The sequence below is a fragment of the Microcoleus sp. Aus8_D2 genome (genome assembly GCF_036702665.1).
Classification (GTDB): Bacteria; Cyanobacteriota; Cyanobacteriia; order Cyanobacteriales; family Microcoleaceae; genus Microcoleus.
This window is the reverse complement of the sequence record NZ_JAUBUN010000060.1, coordinates 1-15,913: the sequence shown is the minus strand read 5'-3', so window position 1 is coordinate 15,913 and position 15,913 is coordinate 1. Positions and strand designations below refer to the sequence as shown.

Below are 15,913 nucleotides of genomic sequence, written 5' to 3'. Positions count from 1 at the left end.
CAAATGCTCGATATTAGAATAGTCGAGTTCAACGAAATTTCATGCAAGTTCTGACTTTAAAATCCGATCGCGCGATCGCTGAACTATTCTATCAAGTCAGCCATTCAGGCAATCTGACTCGCACTGAAAGTCACGGACTGCGGGCACTGTGCCTAAACGCTCTCAGTGAAGACGACCGAGATGCCGTCAACCGCCTGCTTCACGCCATCCGCCGCGGATGGGTCAGGATTTCCGATTAGTCCGGCTTTCCAAAAAAACGCAACTTTAGGAAAGATCCAAACCGCGATCTCATCAGTCATTCCCATTTCTTTAATCGAAAATCTAAAATGGTATGAGTCCCCTCAGACAGGAAGTTTAGATGAGTAGTTATTACTCTGTCTCCTGTAAAGCTTTGCCAGAAATCAGATTTCCGTGGTCGCTCCATTAACCCTCTACAAAAAATTGTGGCGATCGTTTCCATCGAACCCGGTTTCATAAAGAAGCCGGAATTTTTGATGTGAAGCCGTCAGTAGTCAGCAGTCAGTAGTCAGTAGTCAGCAGTTAGCACTGATTAAGTAAATCCACGGAAAAAAAACCACACCAAGACACCCAGTAAATGCAAGCAAAAGCGGGTTTCTGAACACAGTCAAAGTTTTACGTTGAATTAAGTCGATTTAGTTAGCAGTCATGAGTTAGCAGTCATTAGTTAGCAGTCATCGCCAAAAAACCATAGTATCTTGTAGGGGGATGTTAAGCGTGAAGAGCGCTCCTATACAAGCGAGTAGATGAGTGGTCTCACCCCCCGACCGATGTAATGTTTATTGGTAACGACATACTTATTAATTTTTTTCTAGGAAGTATTAATTTATTGGTCACAATTTTTTAACAAAAAATACATATTTGGGAGTTGCAAAAAGCGAGGAATTGTGAAGGGGTTTGTGTTGCGAGTTGTTCTCTCGATCGAGGAAACATCTGATCCCCAAGTCCGGCTGACACAAATCACTAATCAAGACGGAATAGATCACATTTACTCACGTATTTGAATCACATAAATATTCAGAAAATCAGTCAATACTATCAAAAGTGAGTTAAATAAAAAAACCAATGATGACACAAACGTTTTTACCTCAATTTACCATTGCAGAGTTAGTGTTTCAGGTATATCACTCGGGTCTGCTGACCGCCACTCACCGACAACAGCTTAAGACAGCGCTGTTAAATGACTGTCTTACCGAAGAAGATCAAACAGCCATCAACCGCTTGCTCCACGCCGTTCGCCGGGGCTGGCTGAAAGTTGTAGATTAAACGCCGGGCAGCAAAATTTTTGCCACTCCTCATTAAATTCACTGTCAATCGATTTGAGATTTGAGATTTGAGATTTGAGACTTCGGCGTGAGCTTGAACTGTCGAACGATTTGAGATTTTAGATTTAGTCCACAGATGAATCTGGAGATTGAACTTCGAGCGAAAATTTTTGACTCTCCACAAGGCCGTACGTGGCACGGTATCAGTTTTTGGGCTCTTTCACCAGAATGCAGAATTAAATCCCCTCAATAAAATCAGGAATTAAGCTAAATGTAGGGTGCGCCACAAGCACCCTGCGGTTTTAACTTCTGTTTTGCCAACTTATTTACTCAGAGATTGTGCCGTCAGGCATCATCGCCTCTCTCAGATTCGCCTCCTTTAAATTTGTCCCGCGCAAATTTGCTTGATGCAAGTTTGCTCCCCGGAGATTTGCTCCCTTCAGGGAAACTCCGCTCAAATCGGCTAGATGCAGATTTGCACAGCTCAAGTTAACTCCGCTTAAATCGGCTCCCTTCAAATCCGCTTTTTCGAGATTGGCTTCTGTCAAATTTGCCCAACTCAGATTTGCTTGAGTGAGGTTAGCATGGCTGAGGTCAGCTTGTGTTAAGTTGGCGTCGGTTAAATTTGCTTGAGTAAGGTTGATTCCGCAAAGTTTTACCTCTGTCAAGTTGGCACCTTGCAAGTTAGCGTTAACTGCATAAACTTGAATCAAAATTGCCCGCTGAAGGTTCGCATCTCTGATGTCTGCACCCCTGAGACTCGCCCCCGTAAAATCGGCCCCGCCCAGCACCGCACTCCGCAAAATGGCTCCGCTCAAATTCGCTCCCATCGCCTCGCATTCGCCGAAATTAGCGGACATGAGGTTGGCTTGGGAGAGGTCGGCTTGGCTGATATCTGCTTGATACAGATTGGCTCTGTAGAGCGTTATGCCGATCGAATTTGCACCTTTTAAACTAGCTCCAGTCAGGTCAATATCGCGCAAATTTGTCCTTGACATATTGATCCCAGCTAGGTCTACTGTACGAAAAACCCGTTCTCCGGCTGCATACCGTCTGAGAAGTTCCTCTGCATTCATGTCATTTTTCCCAAAATATTGAATAATATCATTGATATTTCAATAATATTAGGCATGAGCGACCTTTACGTTTCTTGGTCTGAGTACCATCGGAAAATTGAGGATTTGGCTGTAAAAATTCATGAATCTCAATGGAAATTCGATCGCATTGTCTGTCTGGCGAGGGGAGGGCTGCGGGTGGGCGATACTCTGTCGCGGATTTTCGACAAACCTCTGGCGATTTTAGCGGCCTCGTCCTATGGTGGGGCCGAGGGAAAAGTCCGGCGGGCGATCGAATTTGCGGCTAATTTGACAATGGTGGGCGATAATTTGGGCAGCCGCATTCTGCTAGTTGACGATTTAGTAGATTCGGGAATTAGTTTGGAGCAAGGTATCGTTTGGCTAAAGAAGCGCTACGGCGAGGATATTCAGGAAATTCGGACTGCTGTGCTTTGGTACAAGGCTTGCTCTGTTGCGAAACCGGATTATTATGTAGATTATTTGGCGGATAATCCCTGGATTCATCAACCTTTTGAAATATACGAAAAGATGAGTGCGGCTGATGAAAGCGGCGAAAGTGGGGAGTTAGTGTTTAATAAAAAATGGCTAGAGGGCGGGAGCGAGCGCCCAAAACTTTGATTGAATTCTTCCCAATATTTTGCAGTTATACAAATCCTGAAAAGTAGGGACACGGCAATGCCGTGTCCGGCTTGGGTTGGTAGTGAGTAATGCGAGTCCTCTGGTTTTTATGCGGACTAAAGTCCTCACTACGAACCAAAGAATTAGCGAACCGAAAGAATGCGATCGCCCAATTCCACAGTTCTTGCCAAAACTTCCTGCCGCGCCCACTTATCCGCAGCCAGAATATCATCCAAAGCCGGACTTTCACAGTTATCAGCTTGATGTTTGTCGCACACTTTCTCAATCAACTTCGGAATATCCAAAAACGCAATTTTTTCCTCCAAAAATAGCGCTACAGCCTGTTCGTTTGCCGCATTCAGCACCGCCGGCATCGAACCGCCCGCACGTCCCGCCGCATAAGCCAACTGCATACAGGGATACTTTTCGTGGTCTGGTTCTCGGAAAGTTAAATCACCGGATTTTACTAAATCTAGCCGCGGCCAATCTGTTTGAATTCGCTCCGGCCAAGACAAAGCGTAAAGTAGGGGTAAACGCATATCCGGCCAGCCCAATTGTGCCAAAACAGATGTATCTTGTAGCTCAATTAACGAGTGAATTATGCTCTGGGGATGGATGACAATATCAATATTGTCATAATCCATCCCGAACAAGTAATGAGCCTCAATTACTTCCAATCCTTTATTCATCAAAGTAGCAGAATCTATGGTGATTTTCTGCCCCATCGACCAATTCGGATGTTTCAAGGCATCGGCGACTGTTACTCCTGCTAATTTGTCGATCGGCAAATCTCGAAAAGAACCGCCGGAAGCAGTGAGAATAATTCGCCGCAACCCGCCAACCATCACACCTTGGAGGCACTGAAAAATTGCCGAATGTTCCGAATCAGCCGGCAATATTCTAACGCCGTGTTTTTCGATCAGGGGGTTGACAACGGGGCCGCCAGCTATTAATGTTTCTTTATTGGCTAAGGCGATATCTTTGCCTGCTTTAATGGCGGCAATTGTTGGCAGCAAACCGGCACAGCCAACTATGCCGGTGACGACGGCTTGAGCGTCGCCGTATTTGGCAACTTCGACAACGCCTGACTCGCCAGCAAGTAAAATAGGTTGAGGGTCGAGATCTGCGATCGCCTCCTGCAATTCCTGTAATTTATCTTCGGCGCAAATCGCGACAATTTCCGGTTTAAACTGGCGAATTTGCTGTGCCAGCAAAGTTACATTTCGTCCGGCGGTTAACCCGACAATCCGAAATTGTTCCGGGTATTGAGCTACAATGTCCAGAGTCTGAGTCCCGATGGAGCCTGTGGAGCCGAGAAGAGTTATTGCTTTCACAATTTTTTAAGGTTTTGTGGATTATTCTAATATTACGATTACTGGAACTCAAATTAGTAAAAATTTGCCATAATAAATTCTAGTCAGCAACGCAAGCGCACACTAGATAGGCAAGGTGCGCCTCGGCGCACCCTATATCTAGATAACTAAATCCTTCTTCCTTCTCTTTTAGATAATTAAAGCCTTCTTCCTTCTTCCATCCATCCGTGACATCCGTTAAATCCGTTAAAAAATCCGTTGCCGAACTTCCTTCTGCTCTTGTCAGCTTTTATGCAAAACTCCTCAGAAAATCTTGCAATCTCCGGCGAGGAAAGCCGCAGCACACTTGCGGAAAAAGCACCAGCAGCTCAATTATTCCCGCCGCCGAGTGTAGTTGGGATGGCGGGGGCTGCGGCTGTGATTTTCTTTTTGTGCAGCAGTTGGCGGCACGCTTTGTTTCAATCAACCGCTTGGGATTTAGGAATTTTTGACCAAGTTATCTATTTGATCGGCCAGGGAAAGCCGCCGATTTCGTCTTTTTTGGGCTTTCACATTATGGGCGATCACGCTAGTTGGATTTTCTATATATTAGCATTATTCTACAAAATTTATCCCGATGTTCACTGGCTTTTGGCAGTGCAAGCTGTGGCTTTAGCTGCGGGTGCTTTGCCTGTTTGGAGTTTAGCAAAATTGGCTGGTTTGAATCGAGAAAAATCGGCAGCGATGGCAGCGGTTTACTTGCTTTATCCGGTGGTTTTTAACATTAATTTGTTTGATTTTCACCCGGAAGTTATTGCTTTACCCGCTATTTTATCGGCGATTTTGGCGGCGCGGCTGAGTCAGCCTTGGCGGTTTTGTGTGGCGGTGATGGTGATTTTGGGTTGCAAGGGTGTTTTGGCTTTGACTGTGGTGGCGATGGGTTTGTGGCTGCTGCTATTAGAACCCGAAAGTTTATCTGGGGGGAAAAAAAAGGTGAGAATGGCGATTCCCTACGGGATAGCTCCGCTTCACGCACTTTTTGCTATTATCATCGGCACAGCCTGGTTTTTGATTGTTACCCAAGCAATTATTCCCGGTTTTCGGGGGACAGAATCAGGTAGTGTCGGGCGCTACGCTTATCTGGGAAGTTCGGTATTAGAAATTGCCGGAAATTTGCTATTAAAACCTGGATTGGTTTTAGGGAAAATCTTGTCATTGGACACTTTTAAATATCTATTTTTATTAATTTTACCCGTAATTTGGGGGCTGTCACCTCGACATTTAACGCCTCTGGTTGGCGCGCTGCCGACTTTAGTTTTGAATGTACTTTCCCAAGAACCATTTCAGCGGAGTTTAGCTTATCAGTATTCGCTCCCAGTAATCCCATTTTTGTTGTTAGCAGTTATCTCGAAGGAAGGAAGTTCGGCAACGGATTTTGTACCGGATGTAACGGATTTAACGGATGTAACGGATAGAGGTAATCAGGAAAAAGGAGAAAAATTACCCATTACCCATTACCCATTACCAATTACCCATTCCCAATTACCGATTCCCAATTTGAATGCTCCAAAAACAGTTATTATTTGGTCATTAATAGTGTTCTTGTTTTTGGGCGAGTCAAAGGATTTTTGGCTGTATCTCAATCGCGCTGACACTGCGCAAGCGTCGCGGGAAGCTGTCAGCCAAATTCAGCCGCAAGCTAGCGTTTTAACTGACAACCGACTGGCTGCTCATTTGGCTCACAGGCCCACAATTAAGGCACTTTCGCAAATTTCCTCCGAGGCGGATGCGGTGAATTTTGACTCTGTACTGTTGAATTTGCGCCATCCCTGGCCCGATACGAAGCAATTGGGCGATCGCACGGCAAATTACCTCAAAAAATCTCCCAACTTTAAATTACAATATCAAAAAGATGATATTTTGCTATTTCAAAAATTTGATAAGTAAACCGCAGATTAAGGCAGATGCAACACAGATGCAACGCAGATAAATGCACTCGGTAGCAGAGGCCTTTCAATAATTAATAAAAACTCAAAATGCTCGATTTAAAACATAAAAAAATTCACCCTGTAACATGGATGATAGGTGCAGCAACCCTCATCATGTTTGCCGCCAGCAGCGCGCGGCACGCATTGTTTCATTCAACTGCATACGACTTAGCAATTTTTGACCAAGCAATTTACTTAATCTCTCAAAATCAGACGCCATTTTCCTCATTAATGGGAATCAATATTTTAGGCGATCATACGGCGTTTATTTTCTATCCGCTAGCTTTGCTTTACAAAATATATCCAGATGTTCACTGGCTGTTATTCGTGCAAGCTTTCGCCCTAGCGTTAGGTGCTTGGCCTAGTTGGAGTTTAGCACGTCAAGCGGGATTAAACGAACCAAAGGCGATCGGAATTGCAGCCGTTTACCTGCTTTATCCAGCAGTATTTAACGTCAATCTGTTCGACTTCCACCCCGAAGTCATAGCAATGCCCGCAATCTTAGCAGCAATCTTAGCAGCTAGACTTGATAAAATATTGTGGTTTTGTGCCGCCACAGTATTAATCTTAAGCTGCAAAGCAGTCCTATCTTTGACAGTTGTAATCATGGGTGTTTGGCTATTCTTCTTTGAGAAAACGCGCAGGTGCGGACTCATAGCTATATTTCTCGGCGCGGCTTGGTTTTTGATAGCAACTCAAGCTATTGTACCGTATTTCAATCAAGGCAAACAGCACGCAGGTGTCGGGCGATATCAATATTTAGGAAATTCAGTTTTTGAAATAGCTGTTAATTTAATTTTGAAACCAAATCTCATTTTATGGCGTTTGTTTTCGGCTGATACTTTGGGATATTTATTTTTGTTATTTTTGCCTGCAATCTGGTGGCTTTCCCCGCGTCACCTGTCACCTTTAATTGGTGCTTTTCCCATGCTAGTGATGAATATTCTTTCGGATATTGAGGCTCAGCGAGATTTGATTCACCAGTATTCTGTGCCGATATTTCCATTTTTATTAACTGCTGTAATTTCTACCCTAGCAGACAGACAGAAAAGAGGCAGCAATTTCTGGAAAAATGCAGCTAATTATCTGTGGAATCACCGCAACTGGATGCCGCGAATTTGGAATCGAGTAGCGCAACGTATTTCTATTAAATCTGTTAAACATATCTGGACTCACCGCATTTGGGTTCACCGGAGTTGGAGAGGTGGAAAATTGCTGTTTGCTCATTTGTCAAAATTGGTGATTTTGTGGTCACTCTTAACTTTCTTGATTTTGGCAAAATACGGCTATTTCTGGACGGTTTATTTAGAATCTATCGATACTTGGCAAGCGACGCGGCAGGCAATTAACAGAGTGCAAACTCAAGGCAATGTTTTAACAGACAATTCCCTAGCGACTCACCTCGCTCACCGTTCAACAATTAAATTGCTGCATCAAGTTGCTAACGGACAAAGTTTGAATGAATTTGATTATATACTGTTAAATATGCGCCATCCTTGGCACGATACTGCGGATACTGCTACGAGTGTTGTCGCTCAACTTAAAAAATCTCCTGAATTTAAGATAGGCTATCAGCAAGATGATGTATTTTTGTTTGAGAAAGTTCGCAAATAATACCGTTTAGAAAAAATGTTGCTACATAACAATTGTTGGGTTTGTTTCGTTCATTCAATGTGTAAGGTGCGTCGCTATTAGATTTTCGCTCTTTTTTAGAGATTGTCGGTGGCGACACACCCTACAGATAGTGTTGCATTAATTTGGAAATTGGTATAATTAGTGATAATGAAGAAAATTAACTATTTTAAACATCTAAAATATCATCCGGTAATTTGGCAAATCGTCCTTTTTGCTCTAATATTTTTCCTGTGCAGCAGTGTACGCCACGCCTTGCTTGAATCCAACGCTTTTGAACTTGGAATTTACGATCAAGTAGCGTATCTCATCAGTCAAGGACAAACGCCGTTTTCCTCATTTCTGGAAATACACCACATGGGAAATCACGCTGCTGGGGTGATGTATCCCGTGGCTTTGTTGTACAAAATATATCCCGATGTTCATTGGCTGTTGTTGGTGCAAGCCGTAGCCCTAGCATCCGGTGCTTTGCCGGTTTGGGGTTTGGCCACTCAAGCCGGATTAAATAATAGTATATCTCGGGCGATCGCCTGTATCTACCTTTTCTATCCCCTAGTCTTCAATGTCAACCTCTTCGACTTCCACCCTGAAGTAATTGCTTTACCAGCACTGCTAGCCGCAATCCTAGCCGCGCGGCTGAATAAAACCCTGTGGTTTTGCGCTGCCATCGTCTTAGTTTTGAGCTGCAAAGCCGTGCTATCTTTAACTGTGGCAGCGATGGGATTGTGGTTGTTGTGTTTTGACAAAAAACGCAATTGCGGACTCATAGCTCTATTTCTGGGCGCGGGTTGGTTTCTGGTAGTTACTCAAGCAGTGATACCGTATTTCAATCAGGGAAGAGAACACGCGGGAATCGGGCGCTATGGATATTTAGGTCATTCTGTTTTAGAAATAGCTGTTAACTTAATCTTGAAACCAAATCAAATTTTATGGCGTTTGTTTTCGGCTGATAGTTTTGAATATTTAGCGTTATTAGTATTGCCTGTAATTTTGTGGATTTCGCCGCGTCATCTGACGCCTTTAATTAGTGCAGTGCCGATGTTAGCCATGAATATTCTTTCGGATATTCCGGCTCAGCGAGATTTGATTCATCAATATTCTATTCCGATATTGCCGTTTTTGTTGGTGGCGGTAATTTCCAGTTTAGCAGATAGGAATCAGCACAAGGGAAAGACAATATTTGATAAATTGCCAATTCCCGATTATCAATTGCCTAGAGTGATTGTAATTTGGTCGCTGATTGGTTTCTTGGCTTTAGCAAAATACGGCTATTTTTGGACTATTTATGTAGATTCCCTCGACACATTGCCGGCTAGCAGAGAAGCCATCACTCTCGTCAACACCAAAGGTAGTGTTTTAACAACTTCTCACATTGCTCCGCACTTAACGCACCGCCCTGTAGTACGCTTAACTCAAGCTCATACGCCTCCTGCAAATCTCGCAGAGTTTGAGTATGTCTTGCTGAATCTGAGATATCCTGGCTGGATGAGCGATCGAGCTTTTGTGCAAAACCTCATAACTCAACTCGCCAACCATCCCCAATTTACCCTCAAATATCAGCGGGATGACATATATCTCTTTGCCCAAACCGCTAATAAATAAATGATTTTATATCATATCTAACCGAAATTGATACTGAGAAAAGTTTGCTCAAATAATGTCGATGGTGCGTCGCTAGCTAGATTTTTCGTGTGTTTTGGGGATCGATCGTGGCGACACACCCGCTCGATTATTGTTGCATTAATTGTTCAAAGAGGAACCACTAATTCCCCATGCCCCATGCCCCATGCCCCATGCCCCATGCCCATCTTTCTGATACTCGGCTATATGCTGTTGATTATTCATTGAAATTAACCAATAGGTAACTCAATCACAAACTCCGCTCCCTCTCCAGGTTGCGAATTGCAGTAGAGCTTTCCCCCGTGCTTTTGGGTGACAATCTGGTGACTCATTGAGAGTCCTAGCCCCGTACCTTTCCCAGCATCTTTGGTTGTAAAAAAAGACTCAAACAACCGTAATTTAAACGCTTCATCGATGCCTGAGCCATTATCGGCAATCCTAATTCTGACCCAATTATCTTCGATAATTTCAGTTATAATTTGAATTGAAGGAATCGGGACTACTTCAGAAGAATCAGAATTTTTACTCCGCTCCATTGCATCTTCTAGGGCATCAATCCCATTGCCGATAATGTTCATAAATACTTGATTTAGTTGTCCGGCAAAACATTTAATTTTTGGCAATTTACCGTAATTTTTGGTAACAGTAATTTCCCGATGATTCTGATTAGCTTTGAGTCGGTGTTTCAAAATTAATAGCGTGCTGTTGATGCCTTCGTGGATATCGAAAGCAATCTTTTGGGAAGAGTCTGCTCGTGCAAACAACCGCATGGAATAACTGATATCGCGGATACGTTCGGCACTCTGCTGAAGAGATGCAAGCATTAGGGGTAAATCTTCCTCTACAAATTCTAGCTCAATGGCTTCGGCGTGTTCGACAATTTCTGACGCAGCTTCGGGATAATGCTCCTGATAGAGATGCAAATGTTCTAGTAAATCTTTCAGGTATCTGTCAGTATAGTTTATGTTGCCGCATATGGAATTAATGGGATTGTTAATATCATGGGTTACTCCTGCAATCAACTGTCCCAAAGTCGCCATCTTTTCATGTTGAATCAGTCGCTCTGTGGCTGTGGCTTGTTGTTCCTGTAACAGTTGCTTGACTCGTTGAATCAGTTGATTGAGGGCAGTTGCTAATATACCAATTTCATCTTTAGTGGTAACAGCAGCTTGTAAGTCAAAATTTCCCGTTTGGGTTGCTTCCTGAGCAATACGGGTGACTTGCTGGAGGGGACGGGCGATCGCCCGACTGGTATAAATCGCGAGCAAAATGGCGATCGCCACGGATAAAATCAGACTCCCTGTAATAACCTGCACTCGCAGCACCTGTACATTCGTAAACTCAGTTTTTGCTTCTTGGTACTCTTTGTACGCTCTTACCTTTAATTTATCTAGATCTTGTAAAAAATTCTTCAATTGCAGCGATGCAGGACTGCTACCAAAAGTCAAAAGCTGGCTGCGAAATACCTGAATTGCTGCTGGTGATAATTCAGCAGAATTAATTGCCTTTAATATCGCCTCTGTTTGCTCCAAGTAAGCCTCTGGAATCCCTTCATTGGTTTGCAGAAAGCTTCTGATACTCTCTATTTCACCAGGTGACTCCTCAACCTTAGGATTTTTTGTATCCCCTTCCGAAGACTTAAACTCAGACCATTCTTTTTTGAATATATCCACATGGTTTAAAAAATAGGAATACTGTTGATCCAGCAAATCTCGATTCTCCAATAGCATCAGGATCTGCTGTTGGTGGAGGAGAACTTGCAATAGCTGGATCTGCAATTCACTGATGGATTGAGTTTCTTCGATCGCATCTTGTTCGTGCTTAACAGCTTGTTGATGGTATTGATCGGCGATCGAGATTCCTGTAGCGGTTCCCAGAATTGCCACCCCCAGCGCCAGCCCATAGCCCAGACTAATCTTTTGTCCTACCTTGAGACAACTGAACCAATGCTTCAGATGACGCAAACGCAACTTTCGTATAACTGAATGCTTTAATAAATGCCTCTCATGTCGATCGAATAAGAGACCAAGTTTGAATCTATTTTTAGTTTCTGGCATAGAACTTATGGTATAAACTGAATATAATTATAATGACAATTACTTGTAAAAAAAACAAAAACTAGGAATCAAAATCAATCAATCAATTACTTCAAGAAATTTTCTCAAGTCACCTGATAGTAAATAGATCGGATACCTCACCAACCAGTTTTCAGTTTTTCCCCTACATAAAATTCATCACTCTAACTACCAAGATAAGCTACAACCAATGAATTTGACAACCCTACCATGATTTTTCTCCATCCGCTTCATTACCTGGTTAGCTGGCTGGCTGTCGCCGAGGTTTTTTCCACGACAGGTTCCGCCTCCTGTGCTTTTTCGTTCTGTGTATGCTTCAATCCTCGACTTTCAAAGTTCTTCTTGCTAACTTCACATAAGTTTTCACAGTTTCATAGGGCATTTCCAAATCAGTAGCAATATCAGACAACGATTCCCCCAATTCCCGGCGCGCTAAAATCGTCGCCCAAGTTTCCGCAATCTCACCAGCCCGACTCCCGCCTGTACGCTTTCTGTGCGCCATAAACTTTTCTGTCAATTCATCGATTCGCGCCGCCAATACGCTTTGGATTGAGACTTCGGGTAGGGATTCTGTCAACCACTGTGTTCGGGTTTGTCCCAATCCAAAAGTTGTTTTATGTCCCGTGCCGCAGTACGGCGCTAATCGCCCCAAGGCATAAAATAATTGTACAAAATCAGGGCGCAACCCGGCCGATCGCCCGATCGCAAATTCCACAGCCCCAGTAAATCCCGTTACCATGCCTTTTTTACCGGCCGCTACCTTGTGCGACTCCAACTTGTGGCGGCTAATAATCACATTTTCATCAATCCAATTCAAAAACTCTGCTTGGTTAAACTGGACTCCCGAAAAGTTATTCCAGCGGCGCAAATAGCTGTGAAAAACATTTTCGGGAACTGGTAGCGGGAAGTGATGCCCTTTGCTGCGAAAGCTTGTGGGAGTTACAAAACTAAGTTTTATGTTTCGTGATGGTGGAAGTTCTGCTGTTAGTAATTGCTGGTAAGTTGTGGGAGGTAAAGCAATTTCCCAAGAGCGAATTAGTAGCGGAGCATTTCGCAACTCTATTTCTTGGGGCAAATTTTGCAGCCACTGACTCAGCCACTGTACTACTCGCTTTGAAAGTCCTGTGACGTACCAGCGATAAATGCGATCGCCCAAAAGCTGAAATTCCTTACCGCTAGAGGGCAAATCACCCTCCAATCCCGAAACAGTAAAGGCTTTTTCAGACTGATCGTCGTGCAAAAGTTGCGATAAATCCGGGTCAGTTTCCTGTATTTGATACAAAAACCAAGCGTGTAAACCTATAGCATACTGCGCGTACAGATAGCTAGCACTGCGGGGGGTCAATTCAAACACTAATCCGACCAACTCGGTGTCAGCGGGCCAAATCTGCCCAGAGTCAGGAGATTTTTTGGTGCGGGTGGGGTGCGGGGAAATTGCCATCAGATGCCAGAAACAGGAACAGCGTTGTCATATTTTATCTGGTTTTTATCCCCATTGGGGGATCTTTTTGGGGATGGCGGGCGATCGCCCAAATCTATTAGCAGCTCCAAAAACCGGGTCAACCGCCAGTTTCCCGAAGCCGGAGGGATGCTGAAAAATCCCCAAAAAACCGACAACCTAAAACTCAATTTTTGTCAAGTTTTTCCTCCTTGTAAGTAAAGAGAAATATACAAGTGTTTAAAATCACATTCTGGGGTACAATTGTCAAAAGCTCGTAGCATCCTCAACTCCGATCCTAAACTATGAACACAACAGAAAAATCCAAACTCTCCAACGAAAAAACTTTGGAGGCGATGAAGAATTTCTCCGAAACCTACGCCAAGCGTACCGGCACTTACTTTTGTTCCGAGCCTTCAGTCACTGCTGTCGTCATAGAAGGACTAGCAAAACACAAGGACGAACTAGGCGCTCCCCTATGCCCTTGTCGTCATTACGAAGATAAAGAAGCCGAAGTCAAAGCCGCCTACTGGAACTGTCCTTGCATTCCCATGCGCGAGCGGAAAGAATGTCACTGTATGTTATTTCTGACGCCAGATAACGATTTTGCTGGAACTAATCAGGAAATTAGCATGGATCAGATTCAAGCTGTCAGAGAGACTATGTAATCGGTTAAGTAGGCGGTCGTGAAATTGGTAGCTGTTGTGAAAATAGGTCGTAATTTTTCCGATTTTTAAGACTTAGCTATTAACAAAAACCGATCGCCACTCCACCATGTATAGCATCGCTCACTTAAGCGATGGAAAATTTGAGATTTTAGATCTTTAGATTGATGAATTATTAATTTATTTTCAACACCTCATTTTTCAGAAAAAGGCTATATCCCAATTAAAAATTCCCAATTTCAAATAAATGACAGAGGAAATGCCGATCGAGTTTTGGCAAGGTATCGAACAGTTTAACAGCCAAGATTTTTACGCTTGTCACGATACCTTAGAGGCTTTGTGGATGGAAGCGGGCGAGCCGGAAAAAAGGTTTTATCAGGGAATATTGCAAATTTCTGTCGCGCTTTATCACTTAAGCAATCAAAACTGGCGCGGTGCAGTAATCTTGTTGGGAGAAGGCATAAATCGGCTGAGTTATTATCAGCCGAGTTATGCGGGAATTGCTGTTGAAGAGTTGCTGGGACAAAGCGCTAAACTTTTGAGCGCTTTGCAACAAGCCGGCCCGGAAGCAGTAACTAATTTTCTACCATTGTTCGCAGGTACAGAAGTTGCAGGCTTGCAGTTGCCGTACATTATCAAAGTAGAACAGGTTTCAATATCATAAAGATTACATCATCAAATTATTGCACGGGCTTTATTTGATTATTTTTTATTCGTAAGGAATGCCAGTTTTTGTTGGCTAAAAGTCGTGCCAGAGAGGACTAAAGTCCTTACTACGAACCTTGAGGACTAAAGTCCTTACTACGAACCTTGAGGACTAAAGTCCTTACTACGAACCTTGAGGACTGAAGTCCTTACTACGAACCTTGAGGACTAAAGTCCTTACTACAAACCTTGAGGACTGAAGTCCTTACTACAAACCTTCAAGACAGGACTGAAGTCCTTACTAAAAACTGTAAATCATCCAAACACGTAGTGAAAATGGCTGTTGTATTGCTAGGATAATTGGTTGACGCTCTCGGCGAGGTCGATCGACCTCACGAGACTTTTTCACGGCCGTTAAGATATAATACCTAACCGATCGGGTGTGGTGGAGCTAATCTCCCTAGAGAAAAATCAGGGGTGAGATAATGCCCTTCAGCAATTTCAAAAATTTTGAGGCTTGCCAAGCTATGATGCCCTCCGCTAAACTACTCAACTCCCGCATATTTAAAGGATTATCGCTGCTGTTGCCGCTGACTCTGGCTAGCGCGATCGCCTCTCCCACCTACCCGCAAGCTGCCCCGCCCCGCACTCTTTCCGTGCGATCGGACGTTCAAGAAGCCGACTCCAAAACAGGCATCGTCACAGCCCGCGGCAACGTCCAAATCAACTATCCAGCCCGCCAAATCCAAGCCACCGCAGCTCAAGCTCAATACTTCAGCCGCGAGCGCCGGATCATTCTCAGCGGCGACGTGTACGTCTTGCAGCAAGGCAACAGCCTGCGCGGCGAAACCGTGACATACTTGATCGATGAAGGTCGGTTTATTGCTCTGCCAGACAACCCGGGACAGGTAGAATCCGTCTATCTGGTGGCGCCGGAACAAGATGCAGCAGCCCAAAATGCGATCGGCCCCAAACCTGCCCCGGTTAATCCCAATCCCGCTGTTAAACCGCCCGCACGTCCCCGAACAGCCCCTAAGTAACAGCTCCCGATCGCAGCAAAATTTCGCATCGGCAAAAACATCAACTGTTGCATATCTACCTTGGACAATAATTTTTATTGCCATTCTTGTGGAACAGGCATCCTGCTTGTTCCGGGATCGGATCGCAAATGCGCGACACTTGAGAACCCAAAATAGATGCGAAATTTCGTCTGGGAAAAAGTAAGAAGCTGGAAATTATAAACTATCAACTTGAAACGCCATCGCACCAACCCGCAGTCTGAAATTTAACTGGCAAGTAAATCCACCTAATTAAACGTAAAATACGGATAGCTCACACGCTGGCTCTGCATTCCTTCTTCCTTCCTTCTTCCTTCTTCCTGATGACTAATGACTAATGACTGCTGTGCGATCGCGGGGACAGCCAAACATGACGCCAGGACCAATCACTAATGACTAATAACGTTCGCTATTCGGGGACGCTCGCACTCTTGACGGCAAGACCAATGCCCCATGCCCCATGCCCACCCTTCGACTTCGCGAGCGGGCAAGATGCCCCATGCCCCATGCCCCATGCCCCATG

The 15,913-nt window shown here is 44.2% G+C and carries 14 protein-coding genes; 10 read left to right on the top strand and 4 right to left on the bottom strand.

Annotated elements, in window-relative coordinates:
• Window positions 1-41: 41 nt before the first annotated feature.
• A complete protein-coding gene (locus QUB64_RS29780; RefSeq protein ID WP_333272766.1) occupies window positions 42-239 on the top strand; it encodes a hypothetical protein in 198 nt (65 codons plus the stop codon).
• A gap of 844 nt (window positions 240-1,083) precedes the next feature.
• Window positions 1,084-1,284, top strand: a complete 201-nt coding sequence (locus tag QUB64_RS29775; RefSeq protein ID WP_333272769.1) for a hypothetical protein — start codon at window positions 1,084-1,086, stop codon at window positions 1,282-1,284.
• Window positions 1,285-1,609: 325 nt separating this feature from the next.
• Here the strand turns inward: QUB64_RS29775 and QUB64_RS29770 are convergent, their stop codons facing one another.
• A complete protein-coding gene (locus QUB64_RS29770) occupies window positions 1,610-2,359 on the bottom strand; it encodes a pentapeptide repeat-containing protein (protein WP_333272770.1) in 750 nt (249 codons plus the stop codon).
• Window positions 2,360-2,413: 54 nt separating this feature from the next.
• Between QUB64_RS29770 and QUB64_RS29765 the strand changes: the two genes are divergently transcribed.
• Window positions 2,414-2,977, top strand: a complete 564-nt coding sequence (locus QUB64_RS29765; protein WP_333272773.1) for a phosphoribosyltransferase — start codon at window positions 2,414-2,416, stop codon at window positions 2,975-2,977.
• 143 nt (window positions 2,978-3,120) lie between these two features.
• On the opposite strand, the gene dxr is transcribed toward QUB64_RS29765, so the two are convergent.
• Window positions 3,121-4,311 (bottom strand): 1-deoxy-D-xylulose-5-phosphate reductoisomerase, encoded by a 1,191-nt coding sequence (gene dxr, locus QUB64_RS29760; protein ID WP_333272775.1) that lies wholly within the window; start codon window positions 4,309-4,311, stop codon window positions 3,121-3,123.
• 270 nt (window positions 4,312-4,581) lie between these two features.
• Here dxr and QUB64_RS29755 point away from each other — a divergent pair, with 270 nt between their 5' ends.
• The 3 genes from QUB64_RS29755 (at window position 4,582) to QUB64_RS29745 (ending at window position 9,491) form a co-directional block, all read left to right on the top strand.
• Window positions 4,582-6,216, top strand: coding sequence for a DUF2079 domain-containing protein (locus QUB64_RS29755; RefSeq protein WP_333272778.1), 1,635 nt, complete (start codon window positions 4,582-4,584; stop codon window positions 6,214-6,216).
• An 89-nt stretch (window positions 6,217-6,305) separates the two neighbouring features.
• On the top strand, window positions 6,306-7,871 hold the full coding sequence (locus tag QUB64_RS29750) for a DUF2079 domain-containing protein (RefSeq protein ID WP_333272781.1): 1,566 nt from the start codon (window positions 6,306-6,308) through the stop codon (window positions 7,869-7,871).
• 168 nt (window positions 7,872-8,039) lie between these two features.
• A complete protein-coding gene (locus QUB64_RS29745) occupies window positions 8,040-9,491 on the top strand; it encodes a DUF2079 domain-containing protein (RefSeq protein ID WP_333272784.1) in 1,452 nt (483 codons plus the stop codon).
• Window positions 9,492-9,739: 248 nt separating this feature from the next.
• Here QUB64_RS29745 and QUB64_RS29740 read toward each other — a convergent pair whose 3' ends face one another.
• Window positions 9,740-11,473, bottom strand: coding sequence for a sensor histidine kinase (locus tag QUB64_RS29740; protein ID WP_333272786.1), 1,734 nt, complete (start codon window positions 11,471-11,473; stop codon window positions 9,740-9,742).
• Between the two features lie 427 nt (window positions 11,474-11,900).
• Window positions 11,901-13,025 (bottom strand): CRISPR-associated endoribonuclease Cas6, encoded by a 1,125-nt coding sequence (gene cas6 / locus QUB64_RS29735; RefSeq protein WP_333272789.1) that lies wholly within the window; start codon window positions 13,023-13,025, stop codon window positions 11,901-11,903.
• A gap of 3 nt (window positions 13,026-13,028) precedes the next feature.
• Here cas6 and QUB64_RS29730 point away from each other — a divergent pair, with 3 nt between their 5' ends.
• The 4 genes from QUB64_RS29730 to QUB64_RS29715 all read left to right on the top strand — a co-directional run bounded on the left by QUB64_RS29730 (window position 13,029) and on the right by QUB64_RS29715 (window position 15,372).
• Window positions 13,029-13,244, top strand: a complete 216-nt coding sequence (locus QUB64_RS29730) for a hypothetical protein (RefSeq protein WP_333272792.1) — start codon at window positions 13,029-13,031, stop codon at window positions 13,242-13,244.
• Window positions 13,245-13,327: 83 nt separating this feature from the next.
• Entirely contained in the window at window positions 13,328-13,690 is a 363-nt protein-coding gene (locus QUB64_RS29725) for a ferredoxin-thioredoxin reductase catalytic domain-containing protein (protein WP_293157224.1), read from the top strand.
• 244 nt (window positions 13,691-13,934) lie between these two features.
• Window positions 13,935-14,351, top strand: a complete 417-nt coding sequence (locus QUB64_RS29720) for a DUF309 domain-containing protein (RefSeq protein ID WP_333272798.1) — start codon at window positions 13,935-13,937, stop codon at window positions 14,349-14,351.
• Between the two features lie 508 nt (window positions 14,352-14,859).
• Window positions 14,860-15,372: an LptA/OstA family protein gene (locus QUB64_RS29715; protein ID WP_333273009.1), complete on the top strand. Its 513-nt coding sequence runs from the start codon at window positions 14,860-14,862 to the stop codon at window positions 15,370-15,372.
• The last annotated feature ends 541 nt before the right edge of the window (window positions 15,373-15,913 follow it).